The sequence below is a fragment of the Arthrobacter sp. UYCu723 genome (assembly GCF_054059215.1).
The window spans coordinates 1,691,175-1,716,582 of sequence record NZ_JBSSBW010000001.1; the positions used below are offsets into that span (position 1 = coordinate 1,691,175).

At 65.3% G+C, this 25,408-nt stretch carries 18 protein-coding genes, 1 tRNA gene and 1 pseudogene; 9 read left to right on the plus strand and 11 right to left on the minus strand.

Features of this window, described 5'->3' with window-relative positions:
• Window positions 1–52: 52 nt before the first annotated feature.
• Both ACVWZ8_RS07910 and ACVWZ8_RS07915 read right to left on the minus strand, forming a co-directional pair.
• Window positions 53–196: pseudogene (locus ACVWZ8_RS07910) on the minus strand (four-helix bundle copper-binding protein); the annotation flags it as partial.
• Between the two features lie 660 nt (window positions 197–856).
• Window positions 857–2,116: a DUF2254 domain-containing protein gene (locus ACVWZ8_RS07915; RefSeq protein WP_456504316.1), complete on the minus strand. Its 1,260-nt coding sequence runs from the start codon at window positions 2,114–2,116 to the stop codon at window positions 857–859.
• A gap of 271 nt (window positions 2,117–2,387) precedes the next feature.
• On the opposite strand from ACVWZ8_RS07915, the gene ACVWZ8_RS07920 reads away from it, so the two are divergent.
• Window positions 2,388–2,915 (plus strand): DUF421 domain-containing protein, encoded by a 528-nt coding sequence (locus tag ACVWZ8_RS07920; protein WP_211882388.1) that lies wholly within the window; start codon window positions 2,388–2,390, stop codon window positions 2,913–2,915.
• Window positions 2,916–3,148: 233 nt separating this feature from the next.
• Here ACVWZ8_RS07920 and ACVWZ8_RS07925 read toward each other — a convergent pair whose 3' ends face one another.
• From ACVWZ8_RS07925 to ACVWZ8_RS07955, 7 genes are all read right to left on the minus strand, one after another.
• Window positions 3,149–3,451 carry a DUF4193 domain-containing protein gene (locus tag ACVWZ8_RS07925; protein WP_211882386.1) on the minus strand — a complete coding sequence of 101 codons (303 nt, stop codon included), beginning with the start codon at window positions 3,449–3,451 and terminating at the stop codon, window positions 3,149–3,151.
• A gap of 220 nt (window positions 3,452–3,671) precedes the next feature.
• Complete coding sequence (locus tag ACVWZ8_RS07930; protein WP_456504317.1) at window positions 3,672–4,859, minus strand: FAD-dependent monooxygenase; 1,188 nt, start codon at window positions 4,857–4,859, stop codon at window positions 3,672–3,674.
• Between the two features lie 308 nt (window positions 4,860–5,167).
• Window positions 5,168–6,373, minus strand: coding sequence for an IS110 family RNA-guided transposase (locus ACVWZ8_RS07935; RefSeq protein WP_456504318.1), 1,206 nt, complete (start codon window positions 6,371–6,373; stop codon window positions 5,168–5,170).
• Window positions 6,374–6,632: 259 nt separating this feature from the next.
• The gene (locus ACVWZ8_RS07940) at window positions 6,633–6,812 is read right to left on the minus strand and encodes a hypothetical protein (protein WP_456504319.1); all 180 of its coding nucleotides are present in this window, start codon (window positions 6,810–6,812) and stop codon (window positions 6,633–6,635) included.
• Between the two features lie 231 nt (window positions 6,813–7,043).
• Window positions 7,044–8,450 carry an IS1380 family transposase gene (locus tag ACVWZ8_RS07945; RefSeq protein WP_456503408.1) on the minus strand — a complete coding sequence of 469 codons (1,407 nt, stop codon included), beginning with the start codon at window positions 8,448–8,450 and terminating at the stop codon, window positions 7,044–7,046.
• A gap of 799 nt (window positions 8,451–9,249) precedes the next feature.
• A complete protein-coding gene (locus tag ACVWZ8_RS07950; protein ID WP_456503408.1) occupies window positions 9,250–10,656 on the minus strand; it encodes an IS1380 family transposase in 1,407 nt (468 codons plus the stop codon).
• Between the two features lie 255 nt (window positions 10,657–10,911).
• Complete coding sequence (locus ACVWZ8_RS07955; RefSeq protein ID WP_426975356.1) at window positions 10,912–12,105, minus strand: hypothetical protein; 1,194 nt, start codon at window positions 12,103–12,105, stop codon at window positions 10,912–10,914.
• Between the two features lie 789 nt (window positions 12,106–12,894).
• Between ACVWZ8_RS07955 and ACVWZ8_RS07960 the strand changes: the two genes are divergently transcribed.
• Window positions 12,895–14,292 carry an IS1380 family transposase gene (locus tag ACVWZ8_RS07960; protein WP_456503753.1) on the plus strand — a complete coding sequence of 466 codons (1,398 nt, stop codon included), beginning with the start codon at window positions 12,895–12,897 and terminating at the stop codon, window positions 14,290–14,292.
• Window positions 14,293–14,554: 262 nt separating this feature from the next.
• On the opposite strand, the gene ACVWZ8_RS07965 is transcribed toward ACVWZ8_RS07960, so the two are convergent.
• Window positions 14,555–14,637 (minus strand) — tRNA-Leu (locus ACVWZ8_RS07965).
• Between the two features lie 409 nt (window positions 14,638–15,046).
• Here ACVWZ8_RS07965 and ACVWZ8_RS07970 point away from each other — a divergent pair.
• From ACVWZ8_RS07970 to pknB, 7 genes are read left to right on the plus strand one after another with little or no spacing between them, the layout of a single operon-like run.
• Complete coding sequence (locus tag ACVWZ8_RS07970; RefSeq protein ID WP_426975355.1) at window positions 15,047–15,796, plus strand: FhaA domain-containing protein; 750 nt, start codon at window positions 15,047–15,049, stop codon at window positions 15,794–15,796.
• Window positions 15,793–16,275, plus strand: a complete 483-nt coding sequence (locus tag ACVWZ8_RS07975; protein WP_426975354.1) for an FHA domain-containing protein FhaB/FipA — start codon at window positions 15,793–15,795, stop codon at window positions 16,273–16,275. Before ACVWZ8_RS07970 ends, ACVWZ8_RS07975 begins: the two co-directional genes overlap by 4 nt.
• Window positions 16,276–16,277: 2 nt before the next feature.
• Window positions 16,278–18,023, plus strand: a complete 1,746-nt coding sequence (locus tag ACVWZ8_RS07980; protein ID WP_456504320.1) for a PP2C family protein-serine/threonine phosphatase — start codon at window positions 16,278–16,280, stop codon at window positions 18,021–18,023.
• Window positions 18,020–19,471, plus strand: coding sequence for an FtsW/RodA/SpoVE family cell cycle protein (locus tag ACVWZ8_RS07985; protein ID WP_456504321.1), 1,452 nt, complete (start codon window positions 18,020–18,022; stop codon window positions 19,469–19,471). The genes ACVWZ8_RS07980 and ACVWZ8_RS07985 overlap by 4 nt, the downstream gene beginning before the upstream one ends.
• Entirely contained in the window at window positions 19,468–20,925 is a 1,458-nt protein-coding gene (locus ACVWZ8_RS07990) for a peptidoglycan D,D-transpeptidase FtsI family protein (protein WP_426975350.1), read from the plus strand. Before ACVWZ8_RS07985 ends, ACVWZ8_RS07990 begins: the two co-directional genes overlap by 4 nt.
• Window positions 20,922–22,745, plus strand: a complete 1,824-nt coding sequence (locus ACVWZ8_RS07995) for a protein kinase domain-containing protein (RefSeq protein ID WP_426975349.1) — start codon at window positions 20,922–20,924, stop codon at window positions 22,743–22,745. The genes ACVWZ8_RS07990 and ACVWZ8_RS07995 overlap by 4 nt, the downstream gene beginning before the upstream one ends.
• 6 nt (window positions 22,746–22,751) lie before the next feature.
• Entirely contained in the window at window positions 22,752–24,731 is a 1,980-nt protein-coding gene (gene pknB / locus ACVWZ8_RS08000) for a Stk1 family PASTA domain-containing Ser/Thr kinase (RefSeq protein WP_456504322.1), read from the plus strand.
• A 27-nt stretch (window positions 24,732–24,758) separates the two neighbouring features.
• Here pknB and ACVWZ8_RS08005 read toward each other — a convergent pair whose 3' ends face one another.
• Window positions 24,759–25,400 carry an aminodeoxychorismate/anthranilate synthase component II gene (locus ACVWZ8_RS08005; protein WP_426975347.1) on the minus strand — a complete coding sequence of 214 codons (642 nt, stop codon included), beginning with the start codon at window positions 25,398–25,400 and terminating at the stop codon, window positions 24,759–24,761.
• Between the last annotated feature and the right edge of the window lie 8 nt (window positions 25,401–25,408).

A 25,408-nucleotide genomic window follows, 5' to 3' on the forward strand; every position in this document is an offset into this window, starting at 1 on the left:
GGCGGCCATTCTCGGTTTAAAACGCCGACGTAGCCCCAATCAACATCGGTGGATCAAGGCTAAGGCACGCGTCGGCGCACGCAGTGCACGTCTGGGCGCACTCAAAGCATGCCTGGATGCATTCGACTAGTCTGGCCTTATCGATGCTTCCCGTGCCCAGAGGGTGGGCGTCCAGCATGGACTGTACATGTGTCATTGGTTTCTCTTTTCCAGGTCTATTCAACAGGTCGTGGTGCATTGCAACGGCGAGCCGTGTTACGTCCTGCTGATGGAAAGCTGAACCACCGTGAGCGCCGGAAGATCCGGCTCCGGGGGGACAGCGCTGGAAAGAAGTCCTTCACCGGGCTGCCGCTGGAGCAAAGCGGGCGGGTCCACCGCCCCTGTCTTCAGCGGGGCCGGTTCGCCGCGCGGAGCCTGCCTCCGTTCGCAGCAGTCCCGCTCCATCGACTCGGGGTCACTACACGGGCCGGCCTGATGGACCACGCGGACAGCCTGAGGAGCCGACGACCGCATCTCACCCGGGCCGGGTGAAGTTGCCGCCGGAAGAGCCCCTGCCTCAACTCCTTCAGGGCCGGGTGATTGGGCCCCCAATGACTGAAAGGGGCTGTGTCCTACGATGGCGTACCGGCTGCCGTGGGTGTACGAGGCGGCCCCCGTGAGGAGAAGAGCCGCGAGGAAACACACGAAAGCGCTTCGCAGCGAAACGAGGCAGCGAAGCATCCCAAGCGAAGGCCAACTCAGCGCGGCCATCCCCACTTCCTGTTGGACACGTCTACGAGCCTATCTTCGAATCTCCATCCGGTTGGTCACACGTGTATTACTTTTGCCACAGAAGAACCCCGTTGGGTTGCCGGTTCTATGTCTGCTGGGTTCCTATGGAGTCGGCCGTGTCCAGCAGGTTTTTTCGTTCGGGGCCTGAGTAATCCCCGTCGCCGATGGCGTGGCGCATGCGGCCCAGGTGGTCCTGGATCTCCGTCCGGTACTGGCCCTTCCGGTCGCACCATGCAAGTTCGTGAAGGAGCCCCAGGAGGCGGCGCGCGACGGCCGCGTCCGCGGCGCCGTATTGCCGGGGCTGGTTCATCGCCATGTCGAGCAGGTCCCGGAGCGTGGGAAGTGACAGCACCACCCTGACGCGCCCGTCCTCGTCGGTCACGTGCTCCGGGCCGGGGTTCCTTCCCGCCAGCCGGCACAGCAGGGCCGAGAGGTGCCCGATGACGTGCACTGCCGTGGTGGGGTCGTTGATGCCCGGCGAGAGTGCCCGCGTCGCGACATCAACCAGTTGCCGGAACCCGAACCCGACGTCCTGGACGTTGGTGCGTTCATACCCTGTTGCCGCAGCGGCATTGACATCTTGGGCCAGCTTCTCGCGGGCCTCGTGTCCTATTGTTCTTCCCGGTTCGGCCGGCCAGGCGGTAGCGAAGGGAACGCCCTCCACCAGGGAGCTGCCCGGTTCCCGGTCTATCCGCACCACGGCACCGGAATCTTCCGCGGCCTGCAGGAGTGCGCCCTGATCCAGCGAAGTCAGGAAGCCTGAGGAGCTGGATTCGACGAGGAAGGCGCCGGACGCCGGGACGGGCTCGGGCCCGCGTGCGGGCCGGTCCTCGGGAAAGACCCGGTCAATGGATTCCCGGGTTTCCCTGTTGACGTTGCGCATCATGGTTTCCACCCGGATCTCCCGGGTGAGATGCGCCAGGAAAAGCACCAGCCCGACGACGCTGGCTATGGCAAGGGCGAACGCGAGGGTGACCGAAATTTCCGGTACGAAGGCGGTGTTTCCGTTGCTTTCGTCGCGGACGCTGCGCAGGACCGTCAGCGCGAAGGCGAAGGATGCCAGAAAGAGGGCCAGCGTTCCGTGCACGAACCGGTCGGAAGTGAAGGTCCGCAGCAGCCGCGGCGAGAATTGGCTGCTGGCCAGCTGCAGCGTGACCACGGTGAGCGAGAAGGTCAGGGACGTCACCGTAATCAGGGACCCCGAGATGGCTTGCAGGACCGACCTGGCCGCTTCAGGGCCTCCGCTGAAGAGAAATACACCGACATTCTCGGGCAACTGGCCGTCGACAACGGAATCCAGAGCAGGCAACGCCACACCCAGCACCACGGCGAGGGCAACCGCCAACGCCGGGAGAGGCCATAACTGGGTCCGCAGCGCGTCCAGCCAGTGCGCGGCCCGCTCGTTCTTCAGCAGCGGTCCGCCTGTAGTGAAGGCACTTCAGTCATAAGCTCCTGCTCTTCCTGCCCGAAGGCCAGCTTTCGACGGGCGATTCAGCTTCCCTGCCTACTGTCCTTTGGTTTGCAGCTAACCGAACCGGAAATACCCAGCGTACTGTCAGTGACGTTCCCCTGTCCCTGATATCGGCCGACTACCGTATCGAAGGAGCATGAAGCGTATGTGGTTCGATTCCTGGGCGGATATTCTCCGTGTCCTGATCATCGGTTCAGTTTCGTATGCTGCCCTGGTGGTGGTCCTGCGGGTTTCGGGCAAGAGGACGTTGGGGCAGCTCAACGCGTTCGATTTCATTGTGACGGTCGCCTTGGGATCCACGCTCGCGACGATCCTGCTCAGTTCTGACGTTGCCTTTTTTGAGGGTCTGACGGCGTTGGCGCTGCTCGCAGGCCTGCAGTTCGTCGTCGCGTGGGTGTCCTCGCATGTGCCCGGGGCCAGATCTGCAGTGACGTCCAAGCCCGTGGCACTCGTTGTTTTTGGAGAACTTCAGCATGCCCAACTGCGCAGAAACCGTCTCAGCGAATCTGAGGTGCTGCAAGCGGTGCGTGGCACCGGATCCGGCGACCTCGCCGACATTGCAGCGGTGGTGCTTGAAACCAACGGGACCATCAGCGTCATTCCCAAGAGCAAACTCGGCGATGGGCCTGCTCTCGATAGTGTCCACCATGCTCCGTGGTCCGGACGTTCATGACAGAACAAGGGCCCAGTGCCGAGGCCCCGGGCGCATCTGCGGGAAGCGGCCGGCTTCGCCGAGCTGACGCACTGGCCCGGCGGCTGGACGGGCCGAAGAAGGTCTTGAATGTCATCCTTTCTTCGTGGTGCTCGGCCATCTGGTAGCAACAGAACCGGCAATGGTCAGCGCCTTCACCATCGGCGGGCTCCGGCGTGGTGTCAGGTTTGGTGCTCGAACGCCGAACGGGGCGGTTAGCCTTCGCATTCCTGGCAATATTGGTGACCGTCGTGTTCCCGGGCCATTTGGGAGCGGTGCCGGACCAGGAAGCAGGAGTGGCACGTAAACTCGTCCGCGGCTTGGGGGACGACCTGAACGGTGAGTTCCTCAGCTACGATTTCGCCGCCCGGAACGCCGAGAGCGTCAGCATCATCGGGTGCGTCGAGTTCCCGGACCACGCTGAGCGCGTCAGGGGCGTTGGCGGACTTTAGTGCCTCAAGGGACTTATCCTGCGTTTCCTTAACGTCGGCGCGCAGTTCATCGTAATCAGCGGTCATGATCCGTTCCTCGTTCCCTGGTTGTCGTCCCGAGTGCAACGAATCCGCAGTGGCGCTTGTTCCCCAACTTGGTTCCGGAACAGTAACGGCAGGGCGGGTTGTGCTGAGGCACGATGCGGGCCACCACCGCGACGCGGAGCATTCCAGCTCCGCGGAAAACTAAGGCAGCTCTCGGCCGATTCCCGACGCTCTTCTGGACGACCGATGCCGGTCGCGCGGCCTATTTGGCGATTCTGCCCACGATCTGGCGGGCCACGAGCCGGTCGATTCCTGGCAGATGGGTGACCCGTATGATCCAGCGGCGCAGGAGGCGCTGGGTCCGATTGGAGGGGAGGAACGAGGACGCGGTGCGCCTCCCGGCGGCCTGCGCCTCCTCGACTACCGGTTTCCAGCGTCGCTCGAATTCGGCGAGGGCTGCGCTGATCCCGTCAGGTGAAGCCACGGGTCCCAGGACGTCCCCCAGCAACGCGGCACCGGCGATGGCGAGTGAGCCGCCCTGACCCGCGAGGAGCGACACGGCCCCGCAGGCGTCCCCCACGAGAACGGTCCGCCCCCTCTGCCAGCCCGGCATGACAACCTGTGCGACGACGTCGTCGTACGGATGCTCGGGGCACAGCTCCAGCAGCCGGTCGACGGCGTGGCCGAGGCCGGCGAACTCGCGGCGCAGCCGCTCCCGCGGACTCCCGGAGCGCTGGTGCCCTGGCGCGTCTGTGGCATCCCGGTAGACCATGAATGCCGCCACCTCGTCCGAGCGGAGGCTATAGAGCCCGGCCATCCGGTCGATGCTGTCGGTGAGGACGAACCGGTTCCGGAAGCGGGCATTCAGGACCGGCTCGGTCACAATGAACGCGGCGGCACGCATGCCCAGGGGGCGCAGGTATTCCTCTTCGGGGCCGAAGACCTGGGCTCGTACACCGGAATGGATGCCATCGGCGCCGACGAGGACGTCCGCGCCGAGCGTCACGTCCGGCGGGTCACCGACGGCGACCTCCACGCCGTCCTCACCGCTCCATACCTGGGAAACCGGCGCCCCGTAACGGATTCGCACCCGGCCGGAGGCCACGTCGTCGAGCGCAGCGAGGGCGGCGCGTTCCATGTCGGGGCGCAGCAGGCTCAGGACCTTCCCGCCGGCAAGCCGGGCGAACTGGTCGTAATCGAGGCTGGAGGTGGGGCGTCCTGTGGCATCGACATATTCGGCGGCCTCGACGTGGTAGGCCACCGCGGCGAGCCGCGGGTAGAGGCCGATCCACTCCGCCGCCTCCACTCCCGGACCAAAGAAGTCCATCATGTAGCCATCGGGGCGCGGAGCGGCCGATTTCTCGAGGACCTCGACGTCCCAGCCGGCCAAACCGAGCTGGCGGGCCGCGACGAGGCCCGCAATGCCCGCCCCGACAACCACAGCCTTCATGTCCCGCCTCCAACGATCGGATCCGCCGGGCTGAACGAGCCCGGCCGGGAGCACAGGGAGTTTCGCAGACACCCGCCAGCTCATTCTTGACTCATTCCTCGCGGGATGTCCAGCGCGCAGGATTCCGCAGGGGTGTCATCTATCGGTCCCATAGATAACGCTCCGCCACGGGTCCGACCCCGGTTTGTCGGACGGGCTAGCACCCCAGGCCGGCAATGCGGCCTCGAGGGGGCCATACCTCGGAAATCGTGGAGAAAAACGGTGTCGCTTGAGTCTGCGGCGTTGATTTCGGGGCGGGACCGACTCGGTCAGACGGCCAATGGTGGCGCCGGTACGGGGAGCCGGGTGTAGGTGGTGCCGTCGCGGAGCATGGCCCAGAGGACGTTGAGGCGGCGCCGGGCCAGTGAGAGCATGGCCTGGATGTGGGTTTTGCCTTCGCCTCGTTTGCGGTCGTAGTAGGTCCGTGATGCCGGGCAGGATTTAAGCGCCGAGAGGCCAGAGAGGTAGAAGACGCGCAGGAGCCTGCGGTCGTAGCGTCTGGGGCGGTGGTGGTTGCCGCTGATGCGGCCGGAATCCCTGGGTGCGGGGGCAAGTCCGGCGACGCCGGCGAACCGGTCCGCGGTTTCAAAGACCGTCAGGTCCCCGCCGGTAGCGCCAAGGAACTCCGCGGCCAGGACGGGGCCGAAGCCGGGCATGCTGAGCAAGGTCCGGGTGTGCCGGTGTTCGGTGACCTTCGCGCTGATCAGGGCGTCCAGCTCGGCCAGTTCTTTGTTCAGGGTGATGATTTCCTGGGCGAGGGCGGCGACGATCAGTTCCCCGATGTGCTGGGCCGGGACGGTGGTGTGTTGCGACTTCGCGGCATCGACCGCAGCGGCAGCGACAGCGGCGGATGAGCGGGCGCCGTGTTTCTTCAACCACGCCTGAAGCCTGGCTTGGCCGGTGCGGCGGATCCCGTCCGGGGTCCGGTGTTTGGTCAGCAGCAACAGTGCGGCTTTGGAGCGGCTGTAGTCAAAAGCACGCTCCAGGGCCGGGAAGTATTCGAGCAGCTGGGCCTGGAGCCGGTTGATCGCCGGGACCCGGTCCGCTGACTTATCGGCCCGCCGGGCGGTGAGGATCCGCAGCCCGGTGCTGATCTCATCCCCCGCCCGCAGCGGCTGCAGGTCGCGGCGCATCCTGGCCTGGTCAGCAATCACGAAGGCGTCTTTCGCGTCCGTTTTGCCTTCCCCGCGGTAGAGCTTGGAGGCGTGGTGGACGATCCGGCCCGGAATATACAGAAGGTTCTGGCCGTGGGCGACGAGGATGGCGATCAGCAGCGCCGGGCCGCCGTGGTTCAGGTCCGTCGCCCAGATGACCTCGTCCCCGCCGCCGAGTTTCAGGACGGCGGCGATGAGCTCGAGCAGGGCGGGTTCATCGTTGGGGATTTTCTGCGAGAGCAGACGGTTTCCGTCGGCGTCGATCACGACGCAGTGATGATGGGCTTTGCCGGCATCGATACCGGCCCATACGTGCACCAAAACAACCTCCAGTCTGTCGGATGGGTAAAATCCCAGCAGATAACCGCGCCGTCGTGTCCTTATCCGGCGATCATGTCGCGTCTCTCAATCAGCGGTCGGGTCATCGCGGAGAGTGCGGGCGGCCAATCCTTCGAAGCCGTCACGCACGAGTCGTCCGGCCACAGCAACCAAAGCCATACCCGCCTCCCCCGGGTAGCCACGACCCTACAACAGCCACGGAAAACTACCCGTCAACACCATAAGGACAGCACATGCCGTTTCAGCGGTCAGCCGGAATCTTTTTCGCCGGTACTTTCATGGCCATCGGCGGATCCGGCCTCGCCGGGTTTATGTTTATCGGCACAATGGGCAGGTCATCGGCCTCCAGTGAATCCATGCTCTTGGCACTCGCGGGCTTCGCAATAGCATTTGCCGGGTCCATCATGGTCAGCGTCAGCATCTACCGTGCTCTAGTCAAAATTGATGCCCTCCCGATCGCTGTCCCCGGCGGTTTTCTCCCCGGATACTGGCCAGGCCAAGCTAAGCCTTGATCCACCGATCGGCAGCCGGTCCCGGGCGTAATTCCGGGCTGGCTGCGGTGAGGTGTTTGGGCATGGTGGATCATCCGGCCTCGCTGTCGGGGTGTTCCACTGGTGGTCCTGGTTGCGCCGTGTGGCTGGTTGGTGTGGGTTCAGGCCGGTTGTGGCGGCGGGTAGAGGTGCTCGAAGAGGCCCTGCCATGCTGTTTGCCAGGGCCAGGCTTCGGGGAGATGAAGCCGGATTTTCCGGGCGCTGGTGGCGATGCGGGCCGGGACGTGGATGAGTTTGCGGCGGATCGTGCCGGTCCGGGCCTTGCCGAAGGGGCCTGCGGCGAGGAGCCCGGCGGCGCGGGTGAGGTTATAGGCCATGACCGCGGCAACCAGCCAGGCGGAGTTCGCCGCGAAAACACCTGAGGGCATATGAGCCAGCGCACTGTCCTTCAGATCGGCGTTCACCTGCTCGATCTGAGCGTGTTTGCGGTGGGTTTGGTCCGCGGCGACAGTGTCCAGAACCTTGGCGTCCACGGTGGTGAAGAACGCGTGGTGCCGATGGGTTTCAAACAAGGTGGGTTGTCCGTCGCTGGCTTTCTTGTTCAGTTCCGGGATGCGGCGCACCACCAGCCGGCCGGTGACCTGCTCGGCCTTTTTCCGGGAGGAGAACGCGGTGAACACGGTTTCGGCGACCTCAGCCTTCGAGACCCAGGTGTTGGTGGTCTCGTCGAAGACCGCGTCGGTGTATTCGATCATTTCCCATGCCGTCTCCGGGATCCCGGCGATAGCCCGTTTGACGGCCGGGTCCATGCGCACGGTCACCGAGACCTCGGCCCCGCCGGCCAGCGCGGCGGAAACCGCTGCATGGCCATAGAAGGCCGAATCGAACCGGCAGAGCACCCGCCCGCGACTCTGCCCTCCGGTCTGGAGGCCTTTGAGCGTGGACAGGGCATCGGTGATCAGGCGTTTGGCTCCGCGGGCCGAGTTCGCCGCGCCCTTGCGCAGCCGCTGGGCCGCGATTACCGGGGCGGTGTCTTTGGTGGAGACCGTGGCCAGCAGGGCGTTCAGGCCGCGGACCCCGGAGTACCCGTAGCCGGAACCCTGCTTGGCGTAGCCGTGGACCTCGATGATCGTGTCGTCAACATCGACGAACACGAAGTCCTCCGCCCCGGGGCTCCCGAGCAGCGGGGCCCGGGTCCCCAGGCCGGCCAGGAAACGGGAGGCGACAGCGTCCAGTTGGCGCACGTGCCCGAACGTGAAGGACCGCAGGAACGAGCCCAGGGTCGAGGGCGCGTAGCAGGCGGTGAAGAGCCGCTTCATCCCGCCGTGGCGCAACAGGGTCATGTCATCAATCGAGTCTGCCCCGGCGACCATCCCGGCGACCAGGGAAGCGACTTTCAGCCCGGCGTTCGCGCCCTTATCCGTCGGCACCGTCAGCCAGTCCTGGGCGAGCTCGTGCAGCCCGGCGTCCCGGGCCAGCGTCATGACCGGCAGCAGCCCGGCAGCCGACACGAGATTGGGCTCGTCAAAGGAAACCGACACCGCGGATGGTTTGTGGGAAACTTGCATCTACGAGATGGCCTCTTTTCGGTGAAAAATGAGTTCTAGACAAACTTCATTTTCCTTGAAAAGGCGGCCATTCTCGGTTTAAAACGCCGACGTAGCCCCAATCAACATCGGTGGATCAAGGCTAAGGCACCGCAGCAGCAGCCACAGTTCAGCCCGTCGACGCAGCAGCAGGCGGTAGACCCGCCGACCTACTCCTGACCCGCGGCGCCTGCAGCCGCACGGAATTTCGGTGCTTGTAGACGAAACACTCTGGGGGTATTTGGAGGTTGAGTTCACGCTACCGTCCCTGGAAGATGTGCAGGCGAGGATGGCAAGGCTCCACAATGACCCCGAGCCGGTGATGCGGCAGCTGGTCCGGGTCTTCATTCGGGACGGTATTCACTGCCCCGGTTTCCAGTTCCGCCCCGACGGAAGCCTGCACCTTGTCGTGTTGAAGCTCTTCGACTGTGCTCTGGAACTGCGAGTCCCCACAACTCCTTTGCCGCATGGATGGTCACTCCCCTGCCCGGCGCCGGCGGCCGGCGGCCCGTGGATCTCAGGGCGCGGCACGATCGGCTCCTTCAGATACTCGAGGCTTACGCCCGTAACAACCAGCCTCAGACGTGAAGCACTTCGGCACGGTTGATCAGGCCCATGGGTGCCTTGCGCCTTAGCCTTGATCCACCGATCGGCAGCCGGTCCCGGGCGTAATTCCGGGCTGGCTGCGGTGAGGTGTTTGGGCATGGTGGATCATCCGGCCTCGCTGTCGGGGTGTTCCACTGGTGGTCCTGGTTGCGCCGTGTGGCTGGTTGGTGTGGGTTCAGGCCGGTTGTGGCGGCGGGTAGAGGTGCTCGAAGAGGCCCTGCCATGCTGTTTGCCAGGGCCAGGCTTCGGGGAGATGAAGCCGGATTTTCCGGGCGCTGGTGGCGATGCGGGCCGGGACGTGGATGAGTTTGCGGCGGATCGTGCCGGTCCGGGCCTTGCCGAAGGGGCCTGCGGCGAGGAGCCCGGCGGCGCGGGTGAGGTTATAGGCCATGACCGCGGCAACCAGCCAGGCGGAGTTCGCCGCGAAAACACCTGAGGGCATATGAGCCAGCGCACTGTCCTTCAGATCGGCGTTCACCTGCTCGATCTGAGCGTGTTTGCGGTGGGTTTGGTCCGCGGCGACAGTGTCCAGAACCTTGGCGTCCACGGTGGTGAAGAACGCGTGGTGCCGATGGGTTTCAAACAAGGTGGGTTGTCCGTCGCTGGCTTTCTTGTTCAGTTCCGGGATGCGGCGCACCACCAGCCGGCCGGTGACCTGCTCGGCCTTTTTCCGGGAGGAGAACGCGGTGAACACGGTTTCGGCGACCTCAGCCTTCGAGACCCAGGTGTTGGTGGTCTCGTCGAAGACCGCGTCGGTGTATTCGATCATTTCCCATGCCGTCTCCGGGATCCCGGCGATAGCCCGTTTGACGGCCGGGTCCATGCGCACGGTCACCGAGACCTCGGCCCCGCCGGCCAGCGCGGCGGAAACCGCTGCATGGCCATAGAAGGCCGAATCGAACCGGCAGAGCACCCGCCCGCGACTCTGCCCTCCGGTCTGGAGGCCTTTGAGCGTGGACAGGGCATCGGTGATCAGGCGTTTGGCTCCGCGGGCCGAGTTCGCCGCGCCCTTGCGCAGCCGCTGGGCCGCGATTACCGGGGCGGTGTCTTTGGTGGAGACCGTGGCCAGCAGGGCGTTCAGGCCGCGGACCCCGGAGTACCCGTAGCCGGAACCCTGCTTGGCGTAGCCGTGGACCTCGATGATCGTGTCGTCAACATCGACGAACACGAAGTCCTCCGCCCCGGGGCTCCCGAGCAGCGGGGCCCGGGTCCCCAGGCCGGCCAGGAAACGGGAGGCGACAGCGTCCAGTTGGCGCACGTGCCCGAACGTGAAGGACCGCAGGAACGAGCCCAGGGTCGAGGGCGCGTAGCAGGCGGTGAAGAGCCGCTTCATCCCGCCGTGGCGCAACAGGGTCATGTCATCAATCGAGTCTGCCCCGGCGACCATCCCGGCGACCAGGGAAGCGACTTTCAGCCCGGCGTTCGCGCCCTTATCCGTCGGCACCGTCAGCCAGTCCTGGGCGAGCTCGTGCAGCCCGGCGTCCCGGGCCAGCGTCATGACCGGCAGCAGCCCGGCAGCCGACACGAGATTGGGCTCGTCAAAGGAAACCGACACCGCGGATGGTTTGTGGGAAACTTGCATCTACGAGATGGCCTCTTTTCGGTGAAAAATGAGTTCTAGACAAACTTCATTTTCCTTGAAAAGGCGGCCATTCTCGGTTTAAAACGCCGACGTAGCCCCAATCAACATCGGTGGATCAAGGCTTAGCGCTTTGATGCCGGCGGGTGACCCGATCACGAGCATTCCCACCAACAGGTTCCGCTGGACCAGATACTGGCTACATGGAAGAGCTGCGCCTCCCTGCCGGCTGGGAAGCCTGGCAGGGAGGGATGTTCGTTATCGGGCTGTGCCGGCCGTCGACGGACTCGTCGTCGCATCCGGGGTATAGACGATGTCCCGTTTGACGGGGAGGCTGACGCGGGCAACTGGGTCAATTACTGTGAACGTTTGGCCTGGGCACGTGACGGTTGGAATCGTCGAAACGACGTATGGTTTCTGAGATGATCCGTCTCCGGACGAGACGATGACGGCGATCCTTGCAGCGTCTTGAGCTGCCTGGCACCGGCTTAGGCCCAATTGCTCCCACAGTTCCCTGCCTGAGGCAGAGTCGGAACGTATGAGTTCACCGACTGTTGGAGCAGCGGGCGAAGAGTTGGCCGTCTTGGCCGGCTCATCAGGTGTGGCGAGGGCGAGCTGGTAGCCGATGCCGCCGAACGCCGCCACAAGAGCCGCTACGACCAAGACTTTCCCCTCGTTGTCGAAAGCTGTGCCTGCTTTCCAATACTCGGCCTTGTTCAGGAGCCTTGCGCGCACCGTCTTCAACGTGTTGAAGCTCCTGAGTACCTGGGCGAGAACCTCCTGCCACCATTCCAGTTCTTCCTTTGCCTTCTTCACTGCATCTGAATTGGGCGGGCTGCTTTCTTCTGCTTCCTTGAGCTGGCTGCGGGCTGTGTCGCGCTGTGCTCTAGCACTGATGACGCTATGTCTGGCTCTGGTGAACTCCTCCTTGAAATTTTCGAGATTCGTAATGCCCTCGGGAAGGTAGCCGTTTCCCGGAACGTCCACCAGTGCTGCGAACTGTGGGTCCAGGTCGTTGAGGTCGTACACCGTCGGGCGGAGCATGCGCACTGCCTTGTAAAGGAATACTCCGATGCCGACAAGCCCCAGCAGGCCTAGGAACCCGGCCGAGATCAGTTGCGGTCCGTTCTCGTTCCAGCTCAGCTTCGGGGTGGTGATAAAACCCTTCGCGAACATCAAGGCGCCGACCACTGCGAACGCGGCGACAAGCCATTTGACCGTCGTCCGAACGGCTTCAGCGGCGTCTCGCCATGCCGGGGATTCGACACTAAGGTTAATCACCGGCTCTGCCCGAGCTTCGTCTGCCTGCCCCGGCGCGAGCTTCAGTGTCAGTTGCCACTCATCCCCGGATCCGGTCGGAGAACCGGCACCGGTCCGGGCTTTCGCCTCGGCCCGAAACCATCCCGCCGCCTTCCTAATCCACTCAGATATGTCAGAAAAGCTGTCCGCCATGGCTCTCTTTCCCGCTTCCTCTTAGGCTCAGGGCGGCACGTCACGGAACGGGTGTATTTCGCGGTCCGATATTTTCCACGTATTCGTCCTAGCCCACCCAATGACCTAGCCCCCAGGCATGCGGACGGATCTCCGCCTGTCCCCTGCGTTCTCCATCCGTCTCCTTCCGAATGGCTCTTCGTGCCTAGTCGTATCCTGAGGCTCCGCCGCGCTCCCCGTCTTCTCGGCGGGGCGGGCGGCCCGCTTCTTCGATGGGTGGCACATCATAAGGGCTATAAGGCTCCCACACCCCGCTACGGTAGATCTCGGGCTTTCCCGAAGCGTGGTTTCTTCTTATGTCACCTTCGTCAGGCATAGCTTTCCTCCCCAAGGTGGTGGAATCCTGCAGTTTCGACTATGGGGGCCACTGATAAGTATTGACAGGGACCATGGACCTTATTTGCCGCTCTTGCCGCTATTTACGGCGTTTGGAGTTGGCGGCGAGGCGGACGCCCCCTGCGTGCAAGCCCTGGGAGCTTAGGTGGTGGGGACTCGGTGTCCGTGCCGCGGTCGGCCGGGAAGCTCTTGGGTTATACACGAGGGCGAGATCTGTTTCCGCGGTTTCAATTCCACCTCGATCGTGGCACCATACTGCGCGTTATCCCGGATCTGATCGCGCTGGCCCTAAGCCTGAATCCACCGGTTGGGTTTGGGCCGGTCCGGCGTTTTAAACCGGAAATGCCCTTCTGATCAGGGAAAATAGGACTTGTCTAGAGTTCCGTTTTCGCCTTGCAGAGGAGCATTCCGTAGATGCAACTTTTCCATACCCCGTCGGCTATTTCCAGCGCTTTTGATGATCCGAATCTCGTGTCGGCCGCGGGGCTGGTCCCGGTCATGGGTCTGGCCGGGAAAACCGGGCTCGGGGAACTGGTCGATGAGCATCTGAAACTGCCGGACTATTTCGGTGCCAACGCGGGGTTGAAGGTCACGGCCCTGGTCGCCGGGATGGTTGCCGGCGCCGATTCCATCGATGATATGGGACTGCTGCGCCACGGTGGGATGGGGAAACTGTTCAAGGGCGCCTACGCGCCTTCGACGCTGGGCTCGTTTCTGCGGACGTTCACTTTCGGCCATGTCCGCCAGCTCGACGCGGTCGCCTCCCGCTGGCTGCCCGCATTGGCCAGGGCCGCCCCGGTCACGGCCGGGATCGACGCTCTGGCACTGGTCGATATCGACGACACGGTCAAGGCGACCTACGGCTATCAGAAGCAGGGCGCCGGTTACGGGTACAACGGCGTCAAGGGCCTGAACGCGCTGATCGGGACCGTCACCACCAACGAGGCCGCACCGGTCATCACCGGGGCGCGGCTGCGCAAAGGCGCCACCAGTTCGGCGCGCGGGGCCGGCAAATTCGTGGCCGACACCCTCGCCACCGTGAATCGGCTGCGTTCGGCGGACGCGGACGGCATGGTGCTGCTGCGCGCGGACAGCGCGTTCTACAACCACGCGGTTGTCACCGCCGCGGCACGGGCCGGCGCGAAAGTCTCGATCACGGCCCGGATGGACCCGCACGTGAAGAAAGCCATCGCGAAGATCCCGGACTCCGCGTGGGAGAAGATCAAATACACCAATGCGATCTTCGACGAGGAATCCAACACCTGGATCTCCGATGCCGAGGTCGCCGAAATCGGGTTCACCGCGTTCATTTCCAAGAAAAAGGAAGACCGCGTTGCCGGCAGGCTGGTGGTCCGCAGGGTTCCGGAACTGAACCCCAAGGCCGTCACGGGTCAGGAAACCCTGTTCGACACCCACCGGTTTCACGCGTTCTTCACCACCGTCGCCGCAGACGTCCTGGACACCGTCAAGGCGGATAAGACCCACCGCGCCCACGCGGTGATCGAGCAGGTCCATTCCGATCTGCGCGCCGGTCCGCTGGCCCACCTACCCTCAGGAAAGTTCAACGCCAACGCCGCCTGGCTCGCCGCCGCGGCCATGGCGTTCAACCTCACCCGCGCCGCGGGCACCCTCGCCGGAGGGCATTTCGCCAAAGCCACCACCGTGACGATCCGGACCAAAATCATCAACGTCGCCGCCCGGACCGCATCTTCGGCCCGGCGTATCAGACTGCATCTGCCCGAAAACTGGCCGTGGCAGGACGGTTGGGAAAAGCTCTTCGACACGATCTTCCCGCCGCCCAAACCGGCCTGAACCCTGTCAATCCAGCCGATACGGCGCAACCGAAAGAAACAGTGGAACACCACCGGACAGCGAGGTCCTGCCATCCACCCTGCCCCCGGCCCGAAAACAAGACTGAATCAGAATCCGGCCATCAGCGACAGCCGACCGGTGGATTCAGGCTAAGGCCCACGGCGGTCGCATATCGAGAGTCGCGTGGGCGAAAACTGGTTACGCGTGGGTGAAACACAAAAAGAACCCCGGGAAATCATTGATTTCCCGGGGTTCTAGTGCGTGCGCGAGGGGGGATTTGAACCCCCACGCCCTTTCGGACACTGGCACCTGAAGCCAGCGCGTCTGCCGTTCCGCCACTCGCGCGCAACTTCTTCTATCCGGCAGTGGCCCAATTTCCGGACCGCCAACCTCGTAAAAGCAGCGAGATCAAGCATAACGGACAACCGCGGGAAAACACCAATCGGGCCGCACAAGTTCGGTCCGGCCCCGGATATTGGGCCCCCGCGGCCGGCCCGGAGGGCTCCGGCCCGGCTCCCGCAGGGCCATACCGAACGCGCCGCCGCCACCCCCGAACCGGCGGCATCACCCCATGTCAGCGCCGGTCAGCGGCGACTTTCCGGTACGGAGTGGCAATGGTCATTAAGGCCATTCCCAGCGTCGCCCAGTAGTATCTGATGTAGGAGTGCCCGTCTACGGCCCGCTCCCGCAAATGTTGGAAACCGAGTTCCGGAATGAAATGCTGCCCGGCAGCCGTCAGGAAAGGAGAAGGACCATGGGATTGCTGGACAAAGTCGAGCGCGGCATCGAAAAGGCCGTCCGCGGGGTCTTCTCCACCGGTTCTCGCGCCCAGGTGGAGCCCGTCGAGATCGCCAGCCACCTCCGCCGCGAAGTGGACAACAAGGCTCTCACAATCGCCGCGGGACGCACTTTAGCTCCCAACGTTTTCGACGTCCTGCTCAGCGACGACGATTTCCAGCGGGCCCAGGAATGGGGCACCCCGCTCGCGGAAGAGCTCTGTGATGTTGTCATCAACCACGTGCGCAGCCAGGGCTACACCCTGCAGGGACCGGTCCGGATCAGTTTCCGTCGCGACGAAGAGCGCCGGGCCGGGGATTTTGAAATCAAGTCCCGGACCGAGAAGGCCTCCGCCCCGTCCGCTCCGGCACAGCCCGGAACCCACGCCGCCATGCCTGCCGCGCCGACGCGCCAGCCGTCCCGGCTCCTGCCGGTACTTGACATTGACGGTCAGAGGTACTCGCTTAACGCTCCTTCCGTTGTACTCGGACGGTCGTCTGAGGCAGACATCCTGATTGACGACACCGGCGTTTCGCGCCGGCACCTTGAGATCCGCACCGGTCCGGGCACAGCCCAAGCCATCGATCTGGGTTCCACGAACGGCAGCTACGTCAACGGCCACAAGATCGTCGGGAGCTCGGAGCTCACTGACGGCTCCACCATCACGATGGGACGGACCAAGATTGTTTTCCGCCTTCTGCCCGCCAACCCAGGCGGCCGCCCGTGAGTGAACTGACCATCACCGCCCTGCGCTTCGGGTTCCTGCTGCTCCTGTGGGTCTTGATCTTCAGCATCGTCTCGGCCATGCGCCGCGACCTGATGATCGGACGCAAGGCAGCAGCCGGCGCGCCCAGCGCCCGGCAGGTCCGCAAGAACCCCGCACTGGCGGAGCCTGCCCCCGCCCCCGTGAAGCAGCAGGCCCACCAGCTCGTGGTGACGGAAGGCCCGCTCAAGGGCACCACCATCGCCCTGGCGGCGAGTCCCATCCTGCTCGGCCGCGCCCAGGAAGCCACGCTCGTCCTGGAGGATGACTACGCCTCCGGGCGGCACGCCCGCCTGTTCCCGCAAGGCAGCCGCTGGTTCATCGAAGACCTGGGCTCGACAAACGGCACATACCTGGCAGACCAGCAGCTGACCCGGGCCCTGCCGGTCGAGCTTGGTGTCCCCGTGAGAATCGGCAAGACGGTCATCGAATTGAGGCCGTAGCCGTGGCTGCCCCCGACATTCCCGCAGACCAGGCACCTGCCCCGAAGCGGTCGCTCATCATGCGTTACGCCGCGCGTTCCGACGTCGGCCGCGTGCGGGCCAAAAATGACGACTCCGCCTATGCGGGGCGGCACCTTGCCGTTGTCGCGGACGGCATGGGCGGCCATGCCGGCGGTGACGTCGCATCCGCGGCCACCGTGCTGGACATGATCCACCTCGATCACGACAGCTACGAAGGCGATGCCGGCACGGTCCTCGCCGACGAGATCCAGACCGCAAACTCGCTGCTGTCCGAACTCGTCCACATCAATCCGAAGCTTGCCGGCATGGGGACCACGGTTACGGCGCTGCTGCTGGCCGAGGGCAAGCTTCATTTCGCCCACATCGGCGATTCCCGTGCCTACCGTTTGCGCAAGGGCGAATTCGAACAGGTCAGCGTCGACCACACGTTTGTCCAGCGCCTCATCGACGAAGGCCGACTGCGGCCTGAAGAGGCGGAAACACATCCGCACAAAAACGTCCTGATGCGCGTCCTGGGCGACGTTGACGCGAGCCCGGAACTTGACCTCGCCACTCTCGACGTCCAGCCGGGTGAACGTTGGCTGCTGTGTTCCGACGGCCTGAACTACGTCGCCGGTCACGTCGTGGAACGCACGGTGCGGGAAACCAAGGATCTGCGCGAATGCGCCGAACGGCTCATTGACCTCACGCTCGAGGCCGGCTCGCCGGACAACGTCACGGTCGTGATGGTGGATATCGCCCAACAGACGCCGGACGACGTGCGGACCGCAGCCGTCGAAATTGTCCCGACGCCGATCGCTGCGGCCGCCGTCGCCGCGACAGTTGCCGCCGCTGCCGGGCCGCACAGCGGGAGCACCTACGGCGCCGCCGGTCTCGCGGGATCGCAGCAGAAGGACGACCCCGGCAAGTCCGGAGACAGTGCGACGTCCCCCGGCGATGAGAAGCCCGCCCTCCCTGCCAGGGATGGCGCAGCCGGGGTTCCCGCAGCCGGTGGCAGCGGCGCAGCCCCGGACAAGAAGGAGCCCGAGGCCACAACCGACCCACATCTCGGCGAGCACCTCTCGGCCGAAGTGCTCCGGGAGGAGCTCTCCACCCGTCCCCACGAGCTCGTCGGCGCTGCCGCGACAGCCGCGGAATCCGGGTCCATTCCCTCTATTGCCGGGCGCACCGTGGCCCGCCGGGCAGCGACAGTCCTCACCCACAAGTCAGAGCAGGCCCGCGAGGACGGCGAGGAGTACAAGCCGGTGGCCCGCCCCCGGCGCTGGTTGACCATCTCCATCGCAGCGGCCATCGTCGCGGTCCTGACTATCGGTCTCTGGCTCGGCTACGCGTGGACCCAGACCCGCTACTACATCGGCGAGCACGATCAGCACGTCGCCATCTTCAACGGGGTCTCCCAGCGTCTGGGGCCCATCCAGCTCTCCACCCTCGAAACGGTGACCGAAATCCGGATGTCAGACCTGCCCGAATTCTCCCAGCAGCGCGTGCGTCAGACGGTGCCCGCACGGGACCTCTACGATGCCCAGCGGATCGTGAAGAACCTGGAGCGCACCGGCACCACGGCCCCGGCGGACGAATGCCTCACGCCCTCCCCGCCGGCAGCGGCCAGCGCCGCGGCGCCCACACCAAGCCCCGCCCCCGCCACACCCAGCCCCGGGGCCAGCGACACAGCCCTGCCGTCTGCCACACCCACGCAGACAGCTCCTATATGTGAGGGGGGCAAATGACACAGATCGACTCGACGCCCAAGCCACGCCGAAACGTGGAACTGGTGCTGCTCATCCTCGCCCTTGCCGTGGGCATCGGAGCCAATGCCCTCGTCGGCGTGGACCGGGAAAAGGCATTCGACACGGACTTCTGGTTCCAGTCCGGCCTTCTGGCGGCGGCGGCGCTGGCTTTCCACCTCGTGGTGCGCATCCGCGCAAAATATGCCGATCCGGTAATACTTCCGCTGGTCGCGGCCCTCAACGGACTCGGCCTGGCCATGATCCACCGCCTGGACCGGGTGGGCGAAGATACCGGCAACAACCAGTTGCGCTGGACGCTCGTGGCCATGGCTGTGGCCATAGCGGTCATCTGGTTCCTTAAGGACCACCGGATCCTCCGCCGTTTCACCTACATCTCACTGGCCGTGAGCGCAGTATTGCTGATCCTGCCCCTGGTTCCCGGCGTCTCCGCCGGTGAAATCCTGGGCGCGAAGGTGTGGATCAAGCTCGGCCCCATGACGTTCCAGCCCGGTGAGATTGCCAAGATCACGCTGGCCATATTCTTCGCCGGGTATCTTTCCTCGAACCGGGACCTTATCCTCCTGGCCGGACGTAAGGTCCGGCCAGTGCAGTTCCCGCGGGTGAAGGATATGGGCCCCATGATCGCGGCCTGGCTCGTGTCCATCGGTGTGCTGATCTTCCAGCGGGATCTGGGTACCTCGATCCTGTTCTTCGGCCTGTTCCTCGTCATGATCTACGTGGCGACGAGCCGCATCAGCTGGGTGATAATCGGCGTAGTCCTCATCTCCGCCGGCGGCTTCGTCGCCTCGAAGGTCTTCTCCCACGTGGCACTCCGGATCGACGGCTGGCTTAATGCCTTCACCGATGAGGTCTACGGCAGGGAATTCGGCAGCAGCCTGCAGATCGTCGAGGGACTGTTTGGCATGGCCAACGGCGGGCTCGTCGGCACCGGCCTGGGCCAGGGCCGCCCCAACCTGGTCCCCTTCGCGAACAGCGACATGATCATTGCCTCCTTCGGGGAGGAACTCGGACTGATCGGGCTCTTCGCCATCGTCCTGATGTACCTGCTGTTGTTCACCCGGGGCTTCCGCGCCGCGCTCGGCACCCGGGATGCGTTCGGCAAGCTGCTCGCCTGCGGGCTTTCCTTCGCCATCGCGCTGCAGTGCTTTGTGGTGATCGGTGGCGTCACCCGGTTGATTCCACTGACCGGCCTGACCACCCCCTTCCTCGCCGCGGGCGGCTCCTCGCTGCTGGCCAACTGGATCATCGTCGGACTGCTGCTGATGATTTCGCACACGGCACGGAGCCCGGTGGACACCACACCGATGGCGCCCGGACAGATCCCCGACGCCCGGAAAGACGTCCCCGCAATGCCCTCGAAGCCGGCCTCCGCCCCCGGCGTCCGTACCAGTCCCGACGCACCCACCGAGGCGGTGAAACAGCTATGAACCAGGCCATTCGCAATTCATGGATAGCCGCCATCGCGATGTTCGCGCTGATCTTCGGCGCGCTCAGCTACGTGCAGGTGGTTGGCGCCGACGAGCTCAAAGCCAACGCCTGGAACAAGCGCACCCTCCTGCAGAACTACTGCAACGACCGCGGCGCCATCATCGTCGGCGGCAGCCCGGTGGCAGAATCTGAGCCCGCCGCGGAGAGCTGCAAGTTCCAGCGCACCTACACCCAGCCGGAGCCATACGCCGGGATCACCGGCTATTTCTCCAGGAGCTTCGGCGTGACCGGACTGGAGAAGGCGATGAACAAAGAGCTCGAGGGCAGCTCAGACCAGCAGTTCCTGGACCGGATCGGCCAGCTCTTCCTGGGCAACCAGCCCAAGGGCGCCTCGGTGGAACTGACGCTCGACCCCAAAATCCAGAAGCTCGCCTACGACCTCATCCCGGATGGACAGCGCGGCTCGATCGTGGTGACCAACCCGAAGACCGGAGCCATCCTGGCCATGGTGTCCAAGCCTTCCTACGACCCCAATCTGATCGCCACCCAGGACCCGGCGGCCGAGGCCGCCACCTTCAGCGAGCTGAACAAGATCCCCGGGATCAACCTGAACCAGAACGTCAGCGGACCCACCGGCGCAGCGCTGGCGCCAGGCTCTGTCTTCAAGCTGATAGACACCGCCGCTGCCCTCAACTCGGGAAAGTACAACAAGGACAGCACTCTGCCCAACCCGGCGGAGATGACCTTCCCCGGCATCCAGTACAAACTGCCGAACTACGCGGGCGGAAACTGCTACACCCGCACGACGGCGTCGTTCGCGTTCGCCCTGCAGCAGTCCTGCAACACGCCGTTCGCCAGCATCGCCATCGATCTGGGGCAGAAGGCGATTGCGGACCAGGCGGAGAAGTTCGGCTTCGGGCAGGACTTTGGCGACCAGCTGAAGCTGGACTACGCCCCGAGTGTCTTCCCGAGAGGGCCGCTGGACGACTCCGGGCTGGCGCAGTCCGCGATCGGCCAGCGCGACGTCCGGGCCACCCCGCTCCAGATCAACACGATGACGGCCGCGATCGCCAACGGCGGAGTGCAGATGCAGCCGAACCTGATCAAGGCCGTACGCTCGCCGGACTTGCGGCCGATCAGCGAGCCGAAACCCCAGGCCCTGCGGACCTCCACCACGCCGGAGATCTCACGGCAGATCACCGAGTGGATGGCCAGCGTGGTCAGCGACGGCATCGCCCGGGGGGCGGCCGTGCCCGGGGTCCAGGTGGCCGGCAAGACCGGTACCGCCGAACTCGGCACCGGCCTGAACAACTCATGGTTTACCGGGTTTGCCCCGGCGAATGACCCGCAAGTGGCTGTCACCATCGTCATGCAAGACGTGGACATCACCACCGGCGCGAAGCTAACCAGTCCGAACGCGAAGAAGATTTTTGAGGCGGTGTTGAATAAGTGAGGCCTACATCAGGAATCACCCTCGGCGGCAGATTCCAGCTGACCACGCGTATTGCGATCGGTGGCATGGGAGAGGTCTGGAAAGCCAAAGACCTGATCCTTGGCCGCATCATCGCCATCAAGGTGCTCAAAGAGGAGTACACCGGCGATCCGGGCTTCCTCCAGCGGTTCCGCGCCGAGGCCCGCCACACCGCGCTCCTGAACCACGTAGGCATCGCCAATGTCTTCGACTACGGCGAGGAAGAGGGATCCGCCTACCTCGTGATGGAACTGGTGCCCGGCCAGCCCCTGAGCAGCATCATCGAACACGAGCAGGTGCTCTCCCCGGACCGCACCCTTTCCATGATCGCCCAGACGGCCCGGGCCCTCTCGGTCGCCCATGCCCAGGGTCTTGTGCACCGCGACATCAAGCCCGGCAACCTGCTGATCACTCCCGATGGACGGGTCAAGGTCACCGACTTCGGCATCGCCCGCCTGGCTGACCAGGTTCCGCTGACCCAGACCGGACAGGTGATGGGCACCGCCCAGTACCTGGCGCCCGAGCAGGCCACCGGCCAGACGGCGACCGGCGCCTCGGACATCTACTCGCTCGGCGTGATCGGCTATGAGTGCCTCACCGGGCATCGCCCTTTCTCCGGCGAATCCCAGATCGCCATCGCGCTGGCGCAGGTCAACGACGCGCCGCCGCCCCTGCCCGAGACGCTCCCCAAGCCGGTCCGGGCCCTGCTGATGTCGATGCTGGCCAAGGACCCGAAGAACCGGCCGGCCGACGCGATCAAGCTCTCCGCGGCCGCCGAGGCCATCCGCAACGGCGACATCACCGCGGCCCACGCCGCTGTCCCCGGCATGCTCCTGTTCGAGGCAACTACCGGACCCATCACAGCGCCGGTGGACGTCCCGACCGCGGCGACCGGCGTGATCGGCGCCAGCGCCGCTGAGGACCGGACGACGTCGGCGACCTCCGCGTTGCCGGTGATCGGCGCCGGAGCCGGAGCCGCTGCGGGCCTGGCAGCCGGCGCAGCCGCAGCCAGCGCCTACGGCGCGCGCAACACCCTCTCCCGTGCAGACGCCCTTGCGGCCGAGCGCCAATGGGTGCAGGAGGACGATGACTACGACGAACCCGTTGATGAACCGCAACGCCGCGGCCGGAGCCCATGGACGTGGCCGCTGATTGCCCTGATCCTGCTGGTGCTCTTCTCCCTCGTGGGCGTCATCCTTACCCAGGCCGGCATCCTGTTCCCGCCGCAGTCCCCGGCCAGCAGCAACGCCGGTACCACCAGCGCGGGCCCCATCAGCTCGAGCCCCACCACCTCGCCCACGTCCCAGAGCCCAAGCCCCACGAGCAGCTCCGCGACCCCCACCGTGTCCACGCCGGCCGCCATCAACCTCTTTCCGGACGCCTATCTGGGGCGGCCGTTCAACGAGGTCCGCAATGAACTGATCGGCAAGAACCTGGCCGTCACCGGCGTCGAGGTCTTCGACGACGCGACGCCGGGAACGGTCACCAACATCGACCCCTCCGGGCCGGTCCAGCCGGGCGATACCATCACCGTGAGCTACTCCAAGGGGCCCGAAATGGTCTCGGTTCCCGCGATCCCCTCCGGGGCCTCGGAAGCAGCAGTACAGAAGGCCATCGAGGGAGCCGGTCTCCGCTGGGCCAAGGGTGCCGACGTCGGACCGAGCAACAAGAAAGAGGATCCGGGAACGTTCGTCAGTTCGGAACCTGCCCAGGGCCAGAAGGTGGCAGCGGGCTCCCTCGTGACCTACCACCTGGCAGCAGCCAAGGCCACCCCGTCATCCAGCGCTACCAAGGGACCGTAGGACTCCGTGTCTAATTCACCCCGCACACCGTCGCACAGGGAGGACCGCCGCCCCGTGAACACGCAGCGCGTCCTCAGCGGGCGCTACGAGCTGGGTGAGCTGATCGGGCGCGGCGGCATGGCCGACGTGTTCCGCGGAACGGACACCAGGCTGGGGCGCACCGTTGCCGTCAAGTTGCTGCGACCCGACCTCGCCAGGGACCCCCAGTTCCAGGCCCGGTTCAAGCGCGAGGCACAGGCCGTGGCCGCGCTGAACCACCCTTCTATCGTTTCCGTCTACGACACCGGGGACCACGCCGTTCCCGGTGACCACGAGGACACCGTCAGGGTGCCCTACATCGTCATGGAGTTCGTTTCCGGAAAGACAATCCGGGACCTGGTCCGGGCCAAGGAAGTCAGCATCGACCAGGCGATCGACTACAGCCTGGGCGTCCTCTCGGCCCTCGATTACAGCCATAAGGCCGGCATCGTCCACCGGGACATCAAGCCGGCCAACGTGATGTTCTGCCCCGATTCCAACAGCATCAAGGTCATGGACTTCGGCATCGCCCGCGCCATGGCAGACTCTTCCGCGACCATGACGCAGACCCAGGCCGTGGTGGGCACAGCCCAGTACCTCTCGCCCGAGCAGGCCCGGGGCGAAACCGTGGACGCCCGCAGCGACCTCTATTCCGCCGGCTGCCTGCTGTACGAAATGCTGACCGGACGGCCGCCCTTCGTCGGCGACAGCCCAGTTTCCGTTGCCTACCAGCATGTCCGGGAAATTCCGGAGCTGGCCAGCAGCCTCAACCCGGAGATCTCCGACGCCCTGGACAGCGTGCTGATGAAGGCCCTGCAGAAGAACCGGGCAGACCGGTTCCAGGATGCCGCCGCTTTCCGCCGTGCCCTCCGCGCGGCCCGGAGCGGGGTGGGAGTGGCCCCGCTGGCGGCCAGTGAGGCCCCGACCGATCCGAACGACACCGTGCCCACGTCTGAGGGCACCCCGACGGCGGTCTTCCCGATGACCGGCGCCAAGTTCCTCGATGATGTGCCCGGCGGCAGACTGCGGCCCACACAGGACATCCCCGGCCCCGACGACGCCCTGACGGCCCAGTCCGCCGTCTCCTATGCAGCTTCGGACACGGGAAGTCTTCCGCTGGTGTTCCCTGCCGAACGCGAACACACCACCCGGCAGAAGTTCCGCCGTCGGACCTGGATCGCCACCCTGGTGGTCCTTACCGTGCTGGTGCTGGCCGGCGGTGGCCTGTGGCTCTACAACATGATGAACGAGGCACCGCCCGCAGTGGTCAAGGTCGATGTTCCCCCGGTGGCGTCGCTGACGGAATCCGAGGCGCTCCAGAGGCTCTACAACGCGGGCCTCAAGCCCCGGATCAGCCGGGTCCAGCACGAAACGGTCGCCAAGGGCACCGCCATCGGTACCATCCCGGCGCCGGGCAATTCCCTGGAGCCGAATTCGGAGATCACGCTCAATATCTCCGAGGGGCCCAGCGCCGTCGTCATCCCCGCGGACCTGCCCGGCCGGACCGAGGCAGCCGCCCGGGACGTCCTGCGGCAGAAGGGCCTGACCGGCGCGCCGGCCACCATCATGGACAACAGCCCCACCGTGCCGGCCGGCCTCGTCATCACCACCAAACCCGCTCCCGGCCAGCCGGTGGCGGTCGGCAGCGTGGTCGAACTCGTCGTCTCCACCGGCAAGGTCGCGGTGCCCCAGCTCATCGGGCGCCCGCGGGCCGAGGCTGAGGCGGCCCTGAAGGCCCTCGGGCTGGCGCTCAGCGTGACCGAAGTCGAGAACTCCCAGGTGGAACCGGGCAAGGTCACGGCGCAGAGCGATGCGGCGGAAGCCCTGGTGGAGCAGGGCAAAGTCATCTCCGTCACCGTGGCGAAGGCTCCGCCGCCCCCGCCGGAACCCACCCCCACCCCCACCCCGACGTCCACGAAGGGTTCCAAGGAAAGCGGGACCGGGGCTCTGGGCGGAATCTTCCCGTAGCCCGGCCGGGAGCCGCGTCCGCGGTGGTCAGTGCTTGATGAGCGGGCTCAGCGTGGCAGCCTTCAGGGCCGCGCCTGCCATGCCGAGTGACTCCAGCCAGTTTCCCAGCATCTGGTATCCGCCTTCCGTCAGCACGGACTCCGGGTGGAACTGGACGCCACACAGCGGGGCCTCGCGGTGCTGCAGCCCCATCACGACGCCGGTTCCGGTCTCCGCGGTAATCTCCAGCACCTCGGGGATGCTCTCACGGACCGCTGCCAGGGAATGGTAGCGGGTCGCGGTGAACGGGGACGGGATTCCGGCAAATACACCGGTCCCGTGATGCTCCACGAGGGAGGTCTTGCCGTGCATCAGTTCCGGCGCGTGCGTGACGGTCCCGCCGTAGGCCTCGGCCAAGGCCTGGTGTCCCAGGCACACCCCAAGCATCGGCTTGTTGTGGCTGCCGCACCACGTGATCAGCTCGATGCACACGCCCGCAGCCGCAGGGGTTCCCGGTCCCGGAGAGATGAGGACGCCGTCGCGCGCTTCAGCCATCTCGATCGCCTCTGCGAGGGTGACATCGTCATTGCGGACGACTGTCGTCTCCGCGCCGAGCTCCTGGAGGTACCCGACCAGGGTGTAGACAAAGCTGTCGTAGTTGTCGACGACGAGGATCTTGGTTGTGCTCATGGGTGCCT